Here is a 17,971-nt window from a genome sequence, read left to right as displayed (position 1 = left end):
TTTTCTCCTTGCACCACTTGGCACTTTTTTCATCCTTTATAAATACGCTTAAATGAAACCACCTTGAATGATATATTGAGATTCTTGTCTTTATATTCATCCTTGGTGGTTCATGTTCATTCAAACATTCATTTATGACGTTACCGTTGCTTCCTCTACTACTACTTCTTCTTTGGAATAACGCAAGATAGGTTGTCTAGCTGCTTGGACCTCATCCAATCGCCCAATCACTGTAGTATGTGGTGCTTCTAAAACAACCCCTGGGTTTTCTTCCACTTCTTTGGCAATTGTAATCATTACCTCCGCAAATGCATCGAGTGTTTCTTTCGACTCTGTTTCTGTCGGTTCAATCATCAAACATTCCTCAACATTTAACGGGAAATAGATGGTCGGCGGATGGTAGCCGAAATCTAGCAGGCGTTTTGCTATATCAAGCGTTCTTACACCTAGCTTTTTCTGTCTGGATCCGGATAGGACAAATTCATGCTTGCAAATTTGTAAATATGGCGCTTCAAAGTATGGCTCCAATCTTTTACGAAGGTAATTAGCATGAAGCACAGCACTTTCTGATACTTGGCGAAGCCCAACAGGCCCCATCGTGCGAATATAAGTATATGCCCGCAGGAGAATTCCGAAGTTTCCATAATACCCTTTTACCCTTCCGATAGAGTGCGAATAATTAGCGTTCAGCACATATTTATCACCTTCTTTTTCTATGCGCGGAACTGGCAAGTATGGAGTAAGTTTCTCTTTCACACCGACAGGACCTGCCCCTGGACCGCCACCTCCATGAGGAGTCGTAAATGTTTTGTGAAGATTTAAGTGCACGATGTCAAAGCCCATTTGACCTGGTGTTGTTTTTCCTAAAATGGCATTGGCATTCGCTCCGTCATAATATAATAGTCCCCCTGCTTTATGAACAACCTGAGCGATTTCCACAATTTCTTTTTCAAAAAGTCCAAGGGTATTCGGATTCGTCAACATTAGCGCAGCTGTATCAGATCCAACATGTTTCTTTAATTCTTCTAGGTCAACTAATCCATTTTTATCGGATGGAATCGTGATCGTTTGAAAACCAGCAACACTTGCACTTGCAGGATTTGTACCGTGCGCTGAGTCTGGAACAAGTACTTTCGTTCTGGTTTCACCTTTTTCAGCATGATACGCCTTAACCATCATTAAACCTGTCCATTCCCCTTGAGCCCCTGCGGATGGCTGTAATGTTACAGCATCCATTCCTGTAATGACGGCTAGCTCTTCCTGTAATTCATATAAAACTTCTAATGCACCTTGTACTGTTTCAACGGGCTGATAGGGATGAATGCGGCTAAAGCCTTCCAACCGTGCCACATCTTCATTTATTTTCGGATTGTACTTCATCGTACAAGAACCCAGTGGATAGAATCCATTATCGATTCCATGGTTTTTATTAGAGAGCGCTGTGTAATGGCGGACAAGCTGCAACTCTGATACTTCTGGCAGCTCAGCAGGTTCGTCACGGATTAAGTGCTTTGGAAATTTTTCATTTATATCAACATAGTCAACGTCACTATCCGGAATACTTGAACCTACCCGTCCTGGACGACTTATTTCAAAAATCAACTCATTATATTCAACCATTTACAATCGCCTCCAAAGCATCAACAAATTGGTCAATTTCTTCTTTTGTTCGCTGCTCAGTCACAGCTAGCAGCATTTTGTTTTCAAAACCGTAATCACTTTCTAAATCAAATCCACCGATAATACCCGCCTTAAGAAGTTTTGCATTGACTTCCTTTACCGAACGAGGAAGCCCGACTATAAACTCATTGAAGAATGGTGCCTCATTGATTATGGTATAGCCCTTCTGTTCTAGAGTTTTCGCCATGTAATCAGCTTTCTCAATGTTTAGCTGTGCCATTTGACGAATCCCTTGCTTTCCAAGTGATGTCATACAAATAGAAGAGGCAAGAGCATTTAATGCCTGGTTGGAACAAATATTCGATGAGGCTTTATCACGGCGAATATGCTGTTCACGTGCTTGAAGTGTTAACACAAATCCACGCTGTCCTTTTTCATCTGCTGTTTGGCCTACAATTCGTCCTGGGATTTTGCGCATGAGTTTTTTATTTACCGCAAAATAGCCGCAGTGTGGACCGCCAAAGGACATCGGGATTCCTAATGGCTGCATATCACCGATCACAATATCTGCCCCAAGTTTCCCAGGAGCCTGCAAGAGTGCTAGTGCAAGAGGATTGGCGCTTACGATTAAAAGGGCACCTTTTTCTTCCGCAATTTTCTTAATTGCTTTTATATCCTCAATGGAACCGAAGAAATTTGGATATTGAACAATTACGGCAGCAGTGTCATTATCTATTTGTTCTTGCAGCTTCCCTAAATCTGTAATCTCATCAGCTAGGTTTACTTCCTCAGCTGTGTATCCCGGACCACCTGCTACTGTATGTAAAATAGCACGGGATTCAGGATGTACCGCTTTGGAAACAAGAACTTTCGAACGTCTCGTAGCCTCAACAGCAAGTGATGCAGCTTCTGCAAGCGATGTAAAACCATCGTACATGGAAGAGTTAGCCACATCCATTCCTGTCAACTCACAGACCATCGTTTGAAATTCAAAAATTGCTTGTAATTCACCTTGACTGATTTCCGGTTGGTAAGGTGTATAGGCTGTGTAAAATTCGGAGCGTGAAATCATATGGTTTACCACACTTGGAATGTAGTGATCATATGTCCCCGCGCCTAGGAAAGTCGGGTAATGATTCGCATTTTTGTTTTTTGTAGCAAGCTGGTTCATTTTTTTCACAAGCAGCGGTTCAGGAACCGCCTTTGGGATGTTTAGCTCCCCCTGCAGGCTGATTTCAGCTGGAATATCTTCAAATAACTCATCTATAGAAGAAATATTTAAAAATGTTAGCATCTCGTCTTGGTCTTGTTTCGTATCAGGAAGGTATCTATAAGTGGCTGTCATATTATTCCTCTCCTTCATTAGTAAATGCTTGATACTCATCTTCGTTTAGAAGTGAGTCTAATTCTTCTGGATTGGACATTTCTACTTCGACTAACCACCCTGCTTCAAATGGATGCTCGTTAATCGTCTCTGGAGCGCCTTCTAACTCTTCGTTTACAGTAACTACTGTTCCTGAAACAGGTGAGTAAAGTTCGGAAACTGCTTTAACTGACTCGATCGTTCCCATCGATTCATTGACAGTTACTTCATCATCAATCGCTGGATTTTCAACAAAGACGATATCACCTAACGCTTTTTGTGCATAATCAGAGATTCCAATACGAACACGGTTTCCTTCTAATTGTTGCACCCACTCATGTTCTTTGCTATATCGAAAACTTGATAATAATTTCGTCATTGTATTTTCCCCTTTTCTTTTCTTTTTTGTTTTTTAACTATTCCCATAATTCAGAATATAATTTGGGTAATTTTGCTCTTAAGTAGTCGATTTTAGGCTGCATGCAAGGTAACGGATATCGACTCATGAAAACTACACGATAACTCTATTAAAATATTTCCGCTTACCTTTTGTAGAATGGTGCATTAACAATAACGGCTTCAATCTGTTTATTTCGGATTTCCACTATTATTGGTGTCCCCACTTCAGCTTGATCGGCTGATACCAAGGCAAGACCTAAGCTTTTCTTCAAAGATGGTGATTGTGTTCCTGATGTAACAATACCTATTTCCTCTCCATCTTTAGAAATTACCTTGTAACCATGACGCGGAATCCCCCGGCCTGTTACTTCAATCCCTACTAATTTTCGTTTTAATCCAGTTTCTTTTTGTTCTGTAAGAGCAGACTTTCCGATAAAGTCACTTTCTTTGTTCGTCTTTACGACAAAGCCGATTCCTGCTTCAAGCGGGCTGATATCATTACTTAGTTCTTGGCCATAGAGTGCAAGACGTGCTTCCAGCCGAAGCGTGTCCCGTGCACCAAGTCCGCATGGTTTTAATCCACTCGTGGCTCCTGTTTCTAAGATCTTTTCCCAAAGTGCTACCGCTTTGTCTGCAGATAAATAAAGCTCATATCCATTTTCTCCTGTGTAACCTGTACGGGATACAAGTACATCGGAAATCCCCGAGATGTTGACGTGTTGGGCGAATTTAAAAGAACCAATTTCTGATAAATCAATTTCCGTTAACTTTTGCAAAATGCTTTCTGCCTTTGGTCCTTGGATGGCAAGCTGAGCGATGTCTTCCGAAATATTTTGGAGCTCCATCTCTCCTTTTACATGCTGCTTCATCCATTCGTAATCTTTCTCAATGTTTGCAGCATTAATGACAAGTAAATATTTTTCATTTCCTAATTTATAAACTAATAAATCATCGACCGTTCCACCGTCTGGATAACACATTGCGGTATACTGTGCTTGATTGATGCCAAGCTTTGTTACATCGTTTGTAACAAGGTAGTTAATATAACTCTCGGCATCTTTCCCTTCCACAAGTACTTCTCCCATATGAGAAACATCAAAAAGTCCTGCTTCAGTTCGAACAGCTTCATGCTCTTCTAAAATGCTGGTAAATTGAACCGGTAGAGCCCAGCCACCAAAATTTATAACTTTTGCCCCGTATTTTTTATATACTTCAAAAAGCGGTGTTTGCTTTAATGCTGTTTCAATACCCATGATTTACCCCCAATTATGATTTTCTGCAAAATAGTTCAACTGTTACAGGTTTCTTTATTGCTAGTAGTATCTCGCTGCCATGGCAGTTGCTCAGGTTTCAGCAAAGGCATAATTCCATTAAGCTGCCCCTTTCTTTACACAGTAGTTGGCTGTTGAAATAACGGATAAACATCACAAATCTCTTTGGTTGTTTCTCTTGCTTTCTGAATGACGTCTTTATTACCTTTACTCTTTAGAACAGTTGCAATCACTTCACCAATTTTCACCATCTCTTCCCTCTTCATGCCTCGAGTTGTTAAAGCTGCTGTCCCCATTCGGATACCGCTCGTAACAAATGGCTTTTCTGGATCATAGGGAATCGTATTTTTATTCACGGTAATGCCTGCGTCTTCCAATAATTTCTCCGCTTCTTTTCCTGTTAAATTCCACGGACGCAAATCTAAAAGGACAATATGATTATCTGTTCCACCAGAAACAAGTGCTGCACCTTCATTTTTTAATGTTTCGCCAAGTGTTGTAGCATTTTCAATGACTTGTTTCGCATAATCCTTAAAGCTTGGTTGTAAAGCTTCGTTGAATGCAACTGCTTTTGCTGCAATGATATGCATAAGTGGACCGCCTTGAATTCCTGGGAATACGGATTTATTAATCGCTTTGATAATTACTTCATCGTTCGTTAAAATGATGCCCCCCCGAGGTCCTCTTAATGTTTTATGAGTTGTACTTGTCACAACATCCGCATATGGGATTGGGGATGGGTGAAGACCAGTAGCTACCAGCCCGGCTATATGAGCCATATCCACCATAAGTTTTGCACCAACTTGATCGGCGATTTCTCTAAATCGTGCAAAATTAATCGTTCTTGGATAGGCACTTGTTCCTGCAATAATCAATTTAGGTTGTTCTTTCTTTGCGATAGCTTCCAACTCATCATAATCAATTAACTGAGTATCTTCTCTAACTCCATAAGACACAACTTCAAACCATTTTCCTGAAACGCTGACTGGACTTCCATGAGTTAAGTGGCCACCATGTGAAAGGTTCATTCCCATCACCTTATCACCAGGCTGAAGGAGTGCGAAAAAAACTGCGAAATTGGCTTGTGCACCTGAGTGAGGCTGAACATTTGCATATTTGGCACCAAAAAGCTTTGTTAGACGCTCAATGGCCGTTTGTTCTGCCACATCGACAAATTCACATCCACCATAATAGCGCTTTCCTGGATAACCTTCTGCATATTTATTTGTCATCACGCTTCCCATTGCCTCTAATACATCTGGGCTAACAAAATTTTCTGATGCAATCAATTCCAGTGTTTGATGTTGACGTTGTCCTTCTTTCTCAATCGCTTTAAAAATGGTTGAATCATTTTGTTGTAAACTCATTTCATTTTCCCTCCCGGACATTTTTGTTAATTCTGAATTTTTACATAATTTTCAATTCCAATATGGTGCTCTTTCCCGCTACAGGCCTGCTTTTCTATGAAAACTGCTAAAAACAGTATGCTTTACAACCTTTTTTGCACGCAAAAAAGGACAGAAAAGGGTCGTAGCGTTCTCTACCCTTCTCTGTCCTTTTACCTGAGAGTTTAGCTCCATTTTTTAATAGAGCCTTTCCCCTTTGGTGGCGTATATGTTTATACGCGCTCTCCAGAGGTGCGTCCATTTGTGGTTCCATCTACCTGAGAGATTTATTCCAAGGGTCTTTTTGGAACTTGCTCCTTCGGTGGCTTGTCGCTTTGCACTCTCCCACAACTGTCATCCGCTTATTCAATTTGGTACATTTAGAATAGTTGTTGAGAATAATTATGTCAAGCATTTTTGAAAGCGCTAACAATACTATTCTATAATATTTATTTCGAATTATCATAGAATCAACCAGATATCTTTGGCTTTTTAAAACGGGCAGATTTTTTACTCACCCAGTTGGAAAAAATGGAGCGGCAACTATCTGGACAAACACAGCAAATAGAATCAAAGGATTTCTTGCCTCTTAATTCCCCGCTACCTCTCTCTGATTCGCCTGATCCACCTTCGTTATGCGCATCTTATAAATCGCAATCAGCATAATGAACCAAACAGGAGTAACGAATAAGGCAACACGAGTGTCGTCCGCAAGTGCAAGAACAACTAGGACGAACGCTAGGAAAACAAGGATCAAGTAATTGGAAATTGGATAAAGTGGTAATTTAAATTTGTTCTTTTTCACTAGATCTGGTCTTGTTTTACGGTATTTCAAATGACTGATGACTGTAATTCCCCAAATAAAGATGAAACATACGGTAGAAATACTTGTAATCAAGGTAAATACTCCTTCAGGCATTAAATAATTCAAAACAACAGAAATTAAAATGACAACAGTTGAAAAGAACAATGCATTGGAAGGTACTTTACGGTCATTAAGTTTTGCAAACGGTACAGGTGCATTTTTATCTTTGGCAAGTGAGTATACCATCCGGCTTGTACTGAAGATTGCGCTGTTACATGCCGAAGCAGCCGATGTTAGGACTACAAAATTAACGATACCAGCAGCTCCAGCAATACCTACAGCCACAAATACTTGAACGAATGGGCTTTCCGTTGGGATGATTGCGTTCCACGGATAAACACTCATAATGACAATAAGTGCGCCAATGTAGAAAATTATAATCCGAATAGGAATATTATTGATCGCCTTGGGGATAACTTTTTCTGGATCTTCTGTTTCACCTGCTGTAAGTCCTACAAGTTCAATGCCCACAAACGCAAACACTACCATCTGGAATGAGAGGACAAAACCATTTATTCCATTTGGGAACATACCTTCGTGACTCCATAGATTCGTGAAACTTGCTGCGCCTGAATCAGTGGAAAAGCCTTTAATAATCATGAAAATACCGATAACAATTAATGCTAGAATAGCTATGACCTTAATTAATGCGAACCAGAATTCCATTTCGCCAAAAAGTTTTACGGTTGCAAGATTCATAAATAGCAATATGACTAGTGCAATTAATCCAGGCATCCACTGCGGTACGGAGGGAAACCAATACTGAGTATAAAGTCCAACTGCTGTTAAGTCGGCCATTGCGATTGAAATCCAGCAGAACCAGTATGTCCAGCCGGTTACAAATGCTGCCATATTACCTAAATAGTCTCTTACAAAGTCAACAAAGGAATGATAGTTCAAATTAGATAAGAGTAGTTCTCCAAGTGCGCGCATGATTAAAAAACAAATGATGCCTGTAATCATGTAAGCAAATAGAATTGATGGCCCAGCTAAATGAATAGATTTTCCTGCTCCAAGAAATAATCCCGTTCCGATTGCACCACCAATAGCTATGAGTTGTACGTGCCTGTTTTTTAACCCTCTATCCAACTTTTGTTCCTGCATACGATTCCCCACTTTCTACTTTTATAGGCTACTTGGAATTTTTTCCTTATAAAGGTTCAGTCCTTCAATGAGTGTGAATTATTAGCATACTGGGAGACTGACCTATCACTGTAAGCGCTTTCTCGGTGGGTACTAGATATAGTTTTTTGAAATAGATCTACCAACCTTTTTTGAAAATATACCATTAGTTGCACAAATCAAAGGATAGACTCATTTATCTACATATCTCCATGCACTCTCCTCTCTTTTTATCTTTCCAAGTACAAAAAAAGGCAGAGGAAAGATAGGGATTTTCCTAACTTCCTCTGTCCTTTTACCTGAGAGTTTAGCTCCTTCGGTGGCCTATGGCTCTCTTCAGAGACGCGTCCAATTGTAGTCCTTTTACCTGAGAGATTAGTCCCCTGCTTTTTAGGGTTTGCTCCTTCGGTGCTAAACAATGTTTAGTCTCTCCCACAATCTTCATCCGCTGATATAGAGTTGTACTACTAGTTGTATATTATCGGGTTTTAATGGATATTTCAATTATTATCTGAAAAAGCTCTATTTTCTGATAATTAAATATGGACAAGTTTGAACTTTATGAACAGTGTATAATTTGAAGTTATTAGCTACGAAAAAACAAGCTTATAGCAGCTTTTCTATGTCGCAAGGAATCCCAAACAAGCTTATGTATAAGCGAAACATTTTTACATTTTTCCGATTGACAATACGGGTAAATTTTAAAGTTGGGAAAGGGCATAGAGTCTATAGTTTTATCATAATTAATGTATGGAAAAAGAGAAAATTCGAGACTCGCGAAAATCCTTGCAGCAGTAAAGATTGTCTAGGAGCTTCCTCCCTAAGTTCAGCAGTATTAGAAGCCTTCTCTTCTTTATCAACTTCCTCTTCAGCCCCACCACCTGCTATATTAGCAATGATGACTATTGCTAGAACCCATACCCACCACTTCTTTGGCTTCTTTAGCTTGATTTTCTTTTCCTTAACCATTAAGCCTTATACCCCCTTTACAGTTTTTCAGACGGACTGTTGTAAACAAAAATAGAATAACATAATTTGGATCAATACGGTTTATATTTATCATCAAGCATTCATTTTCACAATGCTTGACGTGTTAACGAAACAATCTCCCATTTCACTTTACCAGCGTCAAACTAGGCCACTAATTTGGTTAGACTCTACTTTTTAAACATATCCATAAAGTATGATCAATTCTATACCTTACCTTGATAAAATGACATATTTTAAGGGCGTGTTTAGGATGATCCAAACACACCCTTATAAAAATTCAATTGATTCATTCTATAAAAAGGGTTGATTTATTTGCATTCCCTATTTACAGATAGATGAAAATTCGAAGTTATCGTTGCCTTTTCCATAGTAATAGGGTGGTTAGATTTTTTATTTATAGAATCAATCAGCCCCTACCTCGCACCGTGCATGAAAGTTTCCCTTCACACGGAGATCCGCCTATCAGGTACTGCCATTAGCCTTTCTCCGCAATCGTTTTACTTTTTACTAATAAAAATATCTAATTCAGCAAATCCTGTGGTAATCTGAACCACACCTTACAAATGATTCTATTCTTTTCCTTAATCTAACTCATAATAACCACAAACAACATACCCTACTGCTTTTGCTGCCACGAGAAGGGCATCTTCATCGATATCAAATTTAGGATTATGATTAAAATAAGGTTTTTCTACTCCTTTAGGTGTACAAGCAATGTAAAAGAAACAGGAAGGGATTTTTTCAGCATAGTAAGCAAAGTCTTCAGATGGCGGCATTGCTGGAAATTCCATTACTTCTTTAATATCTTTATCCTTTGCATTCTTAAGAAACTCAGCAACCTTTCCTGTTAGTTCGGGATCATTATATAAAGGTGGATAGTCATTCGTATATGTAAGATCACATGTTACTCCAAACTCTTCTTCAAGTCCTTTTACAAGGCGTTTAACTTCCTTTTCAATTTTTTCTTTTGTTTCAACAGTCATATAACGGATATCGCCTTCAAGCTCTACGCTGTCTTTAATTATATTAAATGTTCCTTTTCCATCAAAAGAGCCAATAGTAATCACACCAATATCAAATGGACTTAATCGACGGCTAATAATCGTTTGAGCAGCTGTAACAAAATGAGCACCAGCCACAATGGCATCATTTGCTAGATGTGGTGAGGAACCATGTCCACCTCTGCCTTGAATTTTTAATTTCAAATAAGCCCTGCCGTTAAAGGAATATCCAGCATGATAACCAACAACTCCTGCTGAATCCATTGGCAGCAGATGGATGCCAAATATATTATCTAAATCGTCAAGTACCCCGGATTCTACAATACTCTTTGCCCCGCCTGGCGGAACTTCTTCCGCATGCTGATGAATAATTTTGATTGTACCGGGAATTTCATCTTTTAATTGAATGAGGCAATCCGCTAAGACTAACAAGTAGGCTGTATGGCCATCATGAGCACACGCATGCATAACGCCTTCATTTTTTGATTTAAAGGGTATATCCGTTTCTTCAACAATTGGAAGCGCATCAAAATCAGCTCGAAGACCGATGTTTTTTCCAGGCTTTCCACCTTTAATGGTCACGATAATTCCGTATCCATTACCTACATTAGATTGAACTTCTACGTCCTTTTCTTTATAAAAATCGATAATATATTGAGCTGTCTTTTCTTCTTTAAAAGAAAGCTCAGGATTTTCATGTAGGTATCTACGAATTTCAATCATTTCATCCGTACGGGATTGTAGCATTTCCATTAATTCACTTCTCATAATCTCTTCATCCCTTCATTATTTTTCGAAAACGCCGTTAAATGTGGCATTTTACATTTCCAACAGCTAATTATTCTGCAATAGGGATCCGGTTGGTACCAGCCGGTGATTTTTTAGGAGCATTAGATGTTTTAGCGGTATCTTTTGCACCAAAAAGATAATAGATGATATTGAAAGCACAGCGAATATAACATTTACGAAAATCCCTATTGAAGCCGCTGTTTCAAGCTTTCAATTTGCTGCTATTCCACCGTAAACAGCAGCTGAAGAAATCGCGACGCCGAATGCACTGCCAAGTGAGCTTGCCACCTGTATATGGCTTATTTTGAAATACAGCAAAGTCAATCAGAACGATATCTTTGCTATTTTCAACGATTAAAATAATAATGCCTATGATTGTGGCAACGAGTAGGACGATTGAAATCGGACTTGTCCATCCTAATCTGCTCCGTAATTAATAAATACATTCAAGGCAATCATTATAATGCTAAAAATGATCAAGCCAGTGTAATCGAATTTATAGGCACCGTTTCCTTTCTGGTTTATCTTTCAGCAGAAACATACCAATTATTGCAAAGAATGAAAATCCACCTCCGCCACATGGAAGCTGCGATTGCACCTTCGCAAAAGATATTACGTCTTTTCCCGTTTACCTTTCTCCTGCTTCTTCATAGCCTTCTAATTGCTTCCTCTAAATTAATTATAAGAATACTATTCAAATATAATGAGTCATTATTTGGTATATTGCCTACAGGGACACTGTTGGATAGTTCTTATCGTCATCCAGGTGTTCATAAAGGCAGCGAAATTCATAATCATGAACTATTACGCCTGCAGATCTGGATTTTATGCTAATGAGCTTTCCTTTTTCGTATATCGTGTAAATATATTTTCATATTGACTTCGAAAATAAAAACCCATATCCAGAAATAGAAGTGCTTGTTGGGGAAATAGCACCAGGCCCATTAAGCTAAAAAAGACGGAGCTTTTTGCTCCGCCTTAATGCTAGAATATTTTTTTCTCATTCAACTCGAGAGCTAATTCTTTAAAGAACTGTAGCGATTCTGGATTTCCCATGGAGTCTGCATTCACTACCTTATCAAACTCGAATCCTAATAACACTTTACGAATCGGGACTTCCATTTTCTTTCCGTTCAATGTTTTTGGAATTTGTTCAACGACATGGATTTGGTCAGGAATAAAGCGAGGGGACACATGCCCTCTGATTTGTTCCTTGATTTTTGCCGTCAATGAAGTATCCAGGGCTTTACCGGGCTTAAGAACAACGAACAGTAACATTGAGGAACCCCGGCCAAGCACTTCCCTATCAATGACAAGGCTTTCCATCACCTCGTCTATCGCTTCGACGACCCGGTAGATATCGCTAGTTCCCATCCGTACACCAGAACGGTTGATGGTCGAGTCGGAACGTCCATAAATGATACAGCTGCCCTTGTCGTCGATTTTTATCCAATCACCATGTTTCCATATGCCAGGATACGTATCGAAATAACTCTCGTAGTATCTTGACCCGTCTTGATCATTCCAGAAGTATAGCGGCATGGACGGCATCGGTTTGGTAATGACCAATTCACCGACTTCATTAATCAATGTTTGACCATGCTCATCAAAGGCTTCCGCACAAACCCCTAATGCCCTTCCTTGTATTTCTCCGATTCTCACGGGCAATGTTGGGACACCGCCAACAAAACCGGCACAAACATCGGTTCCGCCACTGGATGAACTGAGCCAGATATCCTTCTTGACATTCTCATACACCCATTTATAACCGTCGCCAGACAATGGAGCTCCAGTGGAAAAAAGAGCCTTCAATTTGGATAAATCATATTTTCCCATGGGTTTATTTCCTAACTTCATGGAATTGGTAAGGAAAGGTGCACTTGTTCCAAAGAAAGTCATGCCTGTATCTTCCGCCAATTCCCAAAGGGCATTCATATTCGGAAAAGAAGGACTGCCGTCATAAAGGACGATGGTCCCTTCATTAAGTAGACCGCCCATAAGGAGATTCCACATCATCCAGCCTGTCGTCGTAAACCAGAATACAGTATCCTCGGAAGCCATACCTTGATGGATTCTTGTTGATTTAAAATGCTCCAATAATATACCGCCATGCCCTTGTACAATTGGTTTTGGCATCCCGGTTGTACCTGATGAATAAAGAATCCATAGCGGATGATCGAACGGAACACTTTCAAAAGATAATTCTGTCTTTTCTTTTAAAAGGTCATCCCAAGGAATCACATCTGCCAGATTCACTTCCAAATTCTTTTTTTCTATGTAAGGAACTAACACGGTATGCTTGAGAGTGACCAATTCCTGTATAAGCTGTGAGACGACTGATGTTTTATCATATACATTTCCATTGTACTGATACCCATCAACCGCCATTAATACAACCGGTTCAACCTGTTTGAAACGATCTATGACACTTCTTGCCCCAAAGTCAGGTGAGCAACTGGACCAGATGGCACCTATGCTTGCTGTTGCCAAGAAAGCTATGACCGCTTCAGGAATATTCGGCATATAGGCAACAACACGGTCACCGGATTTCACACCAAGTTTCCTTAATGAATGGGCGACAGAAGCTACTTTTTCTTTCAGCTCTTTCCAGCTAACCTCTTGCTGCCTGATATGTTCGGAACGAAAAAAAATCGCCGTTTTTTCTTCTTGATCATTCAATAATGCATTTTCAGCATAATTTAGCCTTGCCCCCTCGAACCATTTCGCACCTGGCATTGTTTGCTCCGCTAAAACCCTATCATATTTCCTGGCTGCTTTTACATCACAATATTCCCAAATGGAAGCCCAAAATTCCTCCAGTTCATCTACCGACCATTTCCATAATTCATGATAATCATGAAATGTTAAACCTTTCTTTTCTTTTAACCATTTCACATATTGAGTCAATACCGTTTGCTCGATTTGTTCCTTTGTCGGTTCCCAAATGATTTGTCCATCTGTAAGCGATTTCATTTCATCATCTCCCTTAGGTATCAAATGCGTTATTGAATCATTTCATAATATTGGTAGTTTACTTAAATTGTAATCTATGAGTTTAAAACCGTCAATTTACACTAAACTTAAATCAGCTCGTTTCTATGTATAGGCAGGTTAATAGAGAAACATGTCCCTCTCCCTTGTACACTTGATACATGTACCGTTCCATCCATGCTTTTGATAACGCTATATGAAACCATCATTCCTAATCCCGTCCCTTTATTTTTTGTCGTGAAGTAAGGCTCACCTAAACGGTATATTTGTTCCTGTGTCATCCCAATTCCCTGATCTTGAATCTTAATTTGGATGGTAGTGGCAGCACGAATTAACTGTATGTATATTTCACCATCATGGTGCATCGATTCTACGCCATTCTTTAAGATATTGAACAAGCACTGCTGGAATTTCTTCCTTTCCCCCATGACAAAATAAGCTCCATCTTCGATTAGGGATAGCTTCAATTCCGTTCGATTATTGTTAGCCAATGGTTTTATGTTGTTCACGACATGCTGAATTTCCTCGGATACCCTTAATCGCTCTGTGTTTTCAGGGCTTATGGCAGCAAACGTCAAATAATCATTAATGACATCTGTGGCCCGATCTAATTCCTTCAATGCAATATTTGCATAATTGACCTTCGTGTGAGAAGACACGTCTTCGCTTAACATTTGAATATATCCCCTGGTAACTGTAAGGGGATTTCTGACTTCATGAGATATGCTTGCAGCCAGATGACTAACGAGCTGCAACTTTTCCGCTTTCACTAATTTTTCGAGAACCTGAAAATTAGTGAGGATGACTTCCCATAATATGATCACAACAACGATTCCTATGACTTGAATCGTGAAGTATTGTTTCCATAGACTTATACCGATAGTAAGTTCAAATACTACTGTTGAAATAAATTGTGTGAGAATATGAACAATGAATATTAATGATATACCAATGCAGATTTTTTTACTGACAGACATTTTTAGATAGTATTTAGATATAAAAAACAAGGAAACTCCCATGAGTGGAAAAGTGATGCATGAGATATAAAATCCATTTTCCCCCCCTGATAAATAGCGAATAAGAAGAGTGATGACTATCAATATGATTCCTAGCCGGTAGCCTCCATATAAACCGCCTAAAAGAAAAGGGATCCATCTAAGATCCCAAACAAAATCCTCTTCTATAACAACGGGAAACAGCATGCATAGAACAAGTGAAAGAATAGGGAAAATCGATAGGAAGGATCCTTTTAATGCATCTAAACGGTATACGTACTTCACTAGATAGCTCATTTGCAATAAAAAGATCGGAAAAAGGATAATTAAAAAGTTAATCAGTAAATCTTTTGTCATAAGATTCATTATTACACCGAACTTTCGATATTTTTCGAAGATTTAGACAGGTATATCAATCATAACAAGATAGAGAATGATAAGCTAGTGAAATTTCCATGCTGGACTAAAAAAAGATGCAGCTAGAGGGACCAACAAAGAAAGCGGATGATTCAAGGCTAAAAAAAACACTGAAACGACGAAGTCATTTCAGTGCCATCAAAATAATATCCGAATACGAACTTAATAAAGAGCTGACTTTGCGAGCGTGGTGATTGTCGCATCATCCATCGGAGGATTATGAAGTCCTGCTCGTACATCCCTATAGTAACGTTGCAGGGGATTATTTCGTTGTAAGCTTTTGGCACCGACGACTCTCATCGCTTTATCGACGATGGAAATCGATTTGTTGACGACCGATAACTTAACAGCACCCAATTGCTTCGATAATTCATCATGACTTTCAGGGTGCCGCACCCATTTTTCTGCGACAGAGTAGAGGAAATGGTGTGCTTCGCCCAATTCCAGTTCCATCTCCCCGATTGTCCGTTGAACATTCGGAAGGTCCCTGATTGGTCCTGGTAAGCTATTGGGAGAATAGGTTTTCGCAAATTCGACTGCGTAATTTCTGGCAGCCACTGCGATACCCAAGTAGCAAGCCGGTATATGTAATAGCCACGCTTCAGGCTTTCTTTTTTCACCAGGATTGCTTTTCATCACATAATACTTTTCAGGCAGGCTGACATCATTTAATACCAAATCGTGACTTCCTGTCCCCTGCATGGAAATCATATCCCAAGTTTCTTCTATACTTACCCCCATTACATCACGATGAATTAAAAATGTTCCTAGCTGCTCATCCTCGGGAACCCATGCCGTTACTAGAAAAATATCAAGGACGGGTGAGAGTGTAGTGAAAGTCTTTCTGCCATTCAAATTCCATTGTTGACCCTTTTTGATAGCGATCGTTTCCGGTCGGCCTCCGCGCGTCGGGCTTCCTGTTCCAGCCTCAGATGCTGCCGTGTTGATGAGAGCGCCTTTAGACACTTCATCAAACAATTCATTCATGACTCCTTTTTCCCATGGTCTCTTCTCCGTTAAGGATAGGACCGTTCCGACATGCCACCCTATTCCTAAGGCTGTCGGGCCGCAATATTGGGCTATTTTTTCTTGGCATAGGAGAAAATCATATAACGAACCGCCATATCCGCCATCTTCTTTTGCTAAAGTTAATTGGGGATATCCGAATTCCTTTAACTCCTGAATGTTTTCAAAAGGAAATCCCTTTGAATCATCAAGCGCTTCAGATCGGCCGGAAAAGGACTGAATCGCATCCTCTAATTTTTGTATATATTCTTTTTGCTTCTGTGAATGAAAAAACGACATGAAGATCATCCCTTCTGTAGTAAACAAAATCCTGAACCATTTTGCAGCAGAAACAGAACTGCGAACTCCACTTTATCATATCACCTTAGTGTAGTTTATGGTTTGAATCTGCCCATTAAGAGTCAATATCTTCATTTTTATAGTCTTTGTTCGCGTTCTTGTAAGCTTCCTTCGCCTGATCAATATCTTTGTTTTCGAGAAAGTAAGCTATCGCTGCTTGCCCGATTCCATATGTGACCGCGCCCGCTACCGCACCTGAAACCGCTAGACCAGCTCCTGGGATGAATCGGACTGCAGCCCTGACACCTTCCCTCACAAGGAGACCGATTCCAACATTGATCCCTAATGCCGCAATGAATTCACTTGCAGTTTTTGTATTGATTTCTTTATCCGCGATAAAACCAATCACCACAATCATCAAACCTTGAATGCCGGTCAAAATGGGAAAATCAGCGAAAGGTATCGGCTCTGCACCTATTAAACCAGCTATTGCCGTAAACGTTCCCACTATCGTCCGCGCGAATTTCTTCTTAACGAATTGGCTCTGCATCACTTTGGCGGTCTTCAGCTTCGCTTCACTGGGTAAGGCCTCGATCAAGTAATCAGAAAGCAAATCTATGTTCCAACGCATATCATATTCAATATTTCCATTTTCATCAAAATCAATATACGAACAAATAGGAATGATGTTCAATAGTGGTATTTCACTCTCTTTAAATCGTTTTGACATCAAAGCGATGGCTTCATCAATATTCTGTTTTTTCTTAGGATTGGCATCAAAAGGTGCTTGTTTATAATGGGGCGGATCTAATTCATCCACTTGGGTGACCACACAGATTACGGGTACATCATAATGGTGATTCTCTTTAACGATTTTGCGCAGCTTCTTCAACTCTTTTAAATCTTCTTCAACCCTTGAATCTGTTTCTTTTGCTTTAATCAAAAAAAGAAACACATCAGGCTGTTCTTCGGTTACCGCTTTTATCAATTCATCCATTGGTGTTTTTTCTTCGAACTCTTCCGTAGGAGCTTCACTCTCACCCAGTCCCCGGGAGTCCAGCAAACGGATTTTGGGCTCGGCATCACTCGGGTACCAAAGCCATTTTCCCTTACCCGTTCCAGATTTAACGGAACTGACATATTGCCGTTCCTGTCCAAACATCGCATTGATCAGTGATGATTTTCCGGACCCCCGCCTTCCTACAAGAGCAATTCGCGGTTCCCTTGCATCAACTGTCATCGTTTTAAGCTTTAGGAGCTGGTCGAGCATTTTGTTCTTTTTCGATTGTGAAATGGGCAGTTTATCTACCTGGCCTTTAATGAAACTGAATATGCTTCCCATTTCTTCGTGTTTTTCCACCATCAGTCATTCCCCCTTGTTAAGAAGTTTTTTAAGTAACATTTACCCTTGAACGATTCAATTTAAGCATGTAACTTCAATCTCCTTGCAAAATTAAG

13 protein-coding genes and 2 riboswitches are annotated in these 17,971 nt (G+C 39.8%); of the genes, 1 reads left to right on the top strand and 12 read right to left on the bottom strand.

Annotated features, from left to right (window positions below; translation table 11 throughout):
- Positions 1–132 precede the first annotated feature (132 nt).
- From gcvPB to MKY17_RS13300, 8 genes are all read right to left on the bottom strand, one after another.
- Positions 133–1,620 (bottom strand): aminomethyl-transferring glycine dehydrogenase subunit GcvPB, encoded by a 1,488-nt coding sequence (gene gcvPB / locus MKY17_RS13335; protein ID WP_098372269.1) that lies wholly within the window; start codon positions 1,618–1,620, stop codon positions 133–135.
- Positions 1,613–2,965 carry an aminomethyl-transferring glycine dehydrogenase subunit GcvPA gene (gene gcvPA / locus MKY17_RS13330; RefSeq protein ID WP_339202174.1) on the bottom strand — a complete coding sequence of 451 codons (1,353 nt, stop codon included), beginning with the start codon at positions 2,963–2,965 and terminating at the stop codon, positions 1,613–1,615. The genes gcvPB and gcvPA overlap by 8 nt, the downstream gene beginning before the upstream one ends.
- A 1-nt stretch (position 2,966) precedes the next feature.
- Positions 2,967–3,362, bottom strand: coding sequence for a glycine cleavage system protein GcvH (gene gcvH, locus MKY17_RS13325; RefSeq protein ID WP_098372267.1), 396 nt, complete (start codon positions 3,360–3,362; stop codon positions 2,967–2,969).
- A gap of 163 nt (positions 3,363–3,525) precedes the next feature.
- The gene (gene gcvT, locus MKY17_RS13320) at positions 3,526–4,635 is read right to left on the bottom strand and encodes a glycine cleavage system aminomethyltransferase GcvT (RefSeq protein WP_098372266.1); all 1,110 of its coding nucleotides are present in this window, start codon (positions 4,633–4,635) and stop codon (positions 3,526–3,528) included.
- 134 nt (positions 4,636–4,769) lie between these two features.
- A complete protein-coding gene (gene glyA, locus MKY17_RS13315; protein ID WP_098372265.1) occupies positions 4,770–6,020 on the bottom strand; it encodes a serine hydroxymethyltransferase in 1,251 nt (416 codons plus the stop codon).
- A 173-nt stretch (positions 6,021–6,193) separates the two neighbouring features.
- Positions 6,194–6,298, bottom strand: a riboswitch (glycine riboswitch).
- 329 nt (positions 6,299–6,627) lie between these two features.
- Entirely contained in the window at positions 6,628–8,007 is a 1,380-nt protein-coding gene (locus MKY17_RS13310; RefSeq protein WP_339202170.1) for an amino acid permease, read from the bottom strand.
- Between the two features lie 363 nt (positions 8,008–8,370).
- A riboswitch (glycine riboswitch) is annotated at positions 8,371–8,470 on the bottom strand.
- 281 nt (positions 8,471–8,751) lie between these two features.
- Positions 8,752–8,994 (bottom strand): hypothetical protein, encoded by a 243-nt coding sequence (locus tag MKY17_RS13305; protein WP_339202168.1) that lies wholly within the window; start codon positions 8,992–8,994, stop codon positions 8,752–8,754.
- 602 nt (positions 8,995–9,596) lie between these two features.
- Positions 9,597–10,784 carry an amidohydrolase gene (locus MKY17_RS13300; protein ID WP_339202166.1) on the bottom strand — a complete coding sequence of 396 codons (1,188 nt, stop codon included), beginning with the start codon at positions 10,782–10,784 and terminating at the stop codon, positions 9,597–9,599.
- A 417-nt stretch (positions 10,785–11,201) separates the two neighbouring features.
- Between MKY17_RS13300 and MKY17_RS13295 the strand changes: the two genes are divergently transcribed.
- Entirely contained in the window at positions 11,202–11,639 is a 438-nt protein-coding gene (locus MKY17_RS13295; protein WP_339202165.1) for a hypothetical protein, read from the top strand.
- Between the two features lie 150 nt (positions 11,640–11,789).
- Here MKY17_RS13295 and MKY17_RS13290 read toward each other — a convergent pair whose 3' ends face one another.
- From MKY17_RS13290 to MKY17_RS13275, 4 genes are all read right to left on the bottom strand, one after another.
- Positions 11,790–13,778, bottom strand: a complete 1,989-nt coding sequence (locus MKY17_RS13290; protein WP_339202162.1) for an acetoacetate--CoA ligase — start codon at positions 13,776–13,778, stop codon at positions 11,790–11,792.
- A gap of 107 nt (positions 13,779–13,885) precedes the next feature.
- The gene (locus MKY17_RS13285; RefSeq protein WP_339202160.1) at positions 13,886–15,157 is read right to left on the bottom strand and encodes a HAMP domain-containing sensor histidine kinase; all 1,272 of its coding nucleotides are present in this window, start codon (positions 15,155–15,157) and stop codon (positions 13,886–13,888) included.
- Between the two features lie 213 nt (positions 15,158–15,370).
- Positions 15,371–16,513, bottom strand: a complete 1,143-nt coding sequence (locus MKY17_RS13280) for an acyl-CoA dehydrogenase family protein (RefSeq protein ID WP_141994893.1) — start codon at positions 16,511–16,513, stop codon at positions 15,371–15,373.
- A gap of 115 nt (positions 16,514–16,628) precedes the next feature.
- Complete coding sequence (locus MKY17_RS13275; protein ID WP_339202159.1) at positions 16,629–17,876, bottom strand: GTPase; 1,248 nt, start codon at positions 17,874–17,876, stop codon at positions 16,629–16,631.
- Positions 17,877–17,971 lie beyond the last annotated feature (95 nt).

Source organism: Peribacillus sp. FSL P2-0133 (assembly GCF_037975445.1).
Classification (GTDB): Bacteria; Bacillota; Bacilli; order Bacillales; family DSM-1321; genus Peribacillus; species Peribacillus simplex_E.
The sequence above is the reverse complement of the archived record's forward strand: the minus strand, read 5'-3'. Positions and strand labels throughout refer to the sequence as shown.

Coding starts and splice junctions, on each gene's coding strand:
- gcvPB (WP_098372269.1), bottom strand. CDS start 1,620: ATGGTTGAATATAATGAGTTGATTTTTGAAATAAGTCGTCCAGGACGG.
- gcvPA (WP_339202174.1), bottom strand. CDS start 2,965: ATGACAGCCACTTATAGATACCTTCCTGATACGAAACAAGACCAAGAC.
- gcvH (WP_098372267.1), bottom strand. CDS start 3,362: ATGACGAAATTATTATCAAGTTTTCGATATAGCAAAGAACATGAGTGG.
- gcvT (WP_098372266.1), bottom strand. CDS start 4,635: ATGGGTATTGAAACAGCATTAAAGCAAACACCGCTTTTTGAAGTATAT.
- glyA (WP_098372265.1), bottom strand. CDS start 6,020: ATGAGTTTACAACAAAATGATTCAACCATTTTTAAAGCGATTGAGAAA.
- MKY17_RS13310 (WP_339202170.1), bottom strand. CDS start 8,007: ATGCAGGAACAAAAGTTGGATAGAGGGTTAAAAAACAGGCACGTACAA.
- MKY17_RS13305 (WP_339202168.1), bottom strand. CDS start 8,994: ATGGTTAAGGAAAAGAAAATCAAGCTAAAGAAGCCAAAGAAGTGGTGG.
- MKY17_RS13300 (WP_339202166.1), bottom strand. CDS start 10,784: ATGAGAAGTGAATTAATGGAAATGCTACAATCCCGTACGGATGAAATG.
- MKY17_RS13290 (WP_339202162.1), bottom strand. CDS start 13,778: ATGAAATCGCTTACAGATGGACAAATCATTTGGGAACCGACAAAGGAA.
- MKY17_RS13285 (WP_339202160.1), bottom strand. CDS start 15,157: ATGAATCTTATGACAAAAGATTTACTGATTAACTTTTTAATTATCCTT.
- MKY17_RS13280 (WP_141994893.1), bottom strand. CDS start 16,513: ATGTCGTTTTTTCATTCACAGAAGCAAAAAGAATATATACAAAAATTA.
- MKY17_RS13275 (WP_339202159.1), bottom strand. CDS start 17,876: ATGGTGGAAAAACACGAAGAAATGGGAAGCATATTCAGTTTCATTAAA.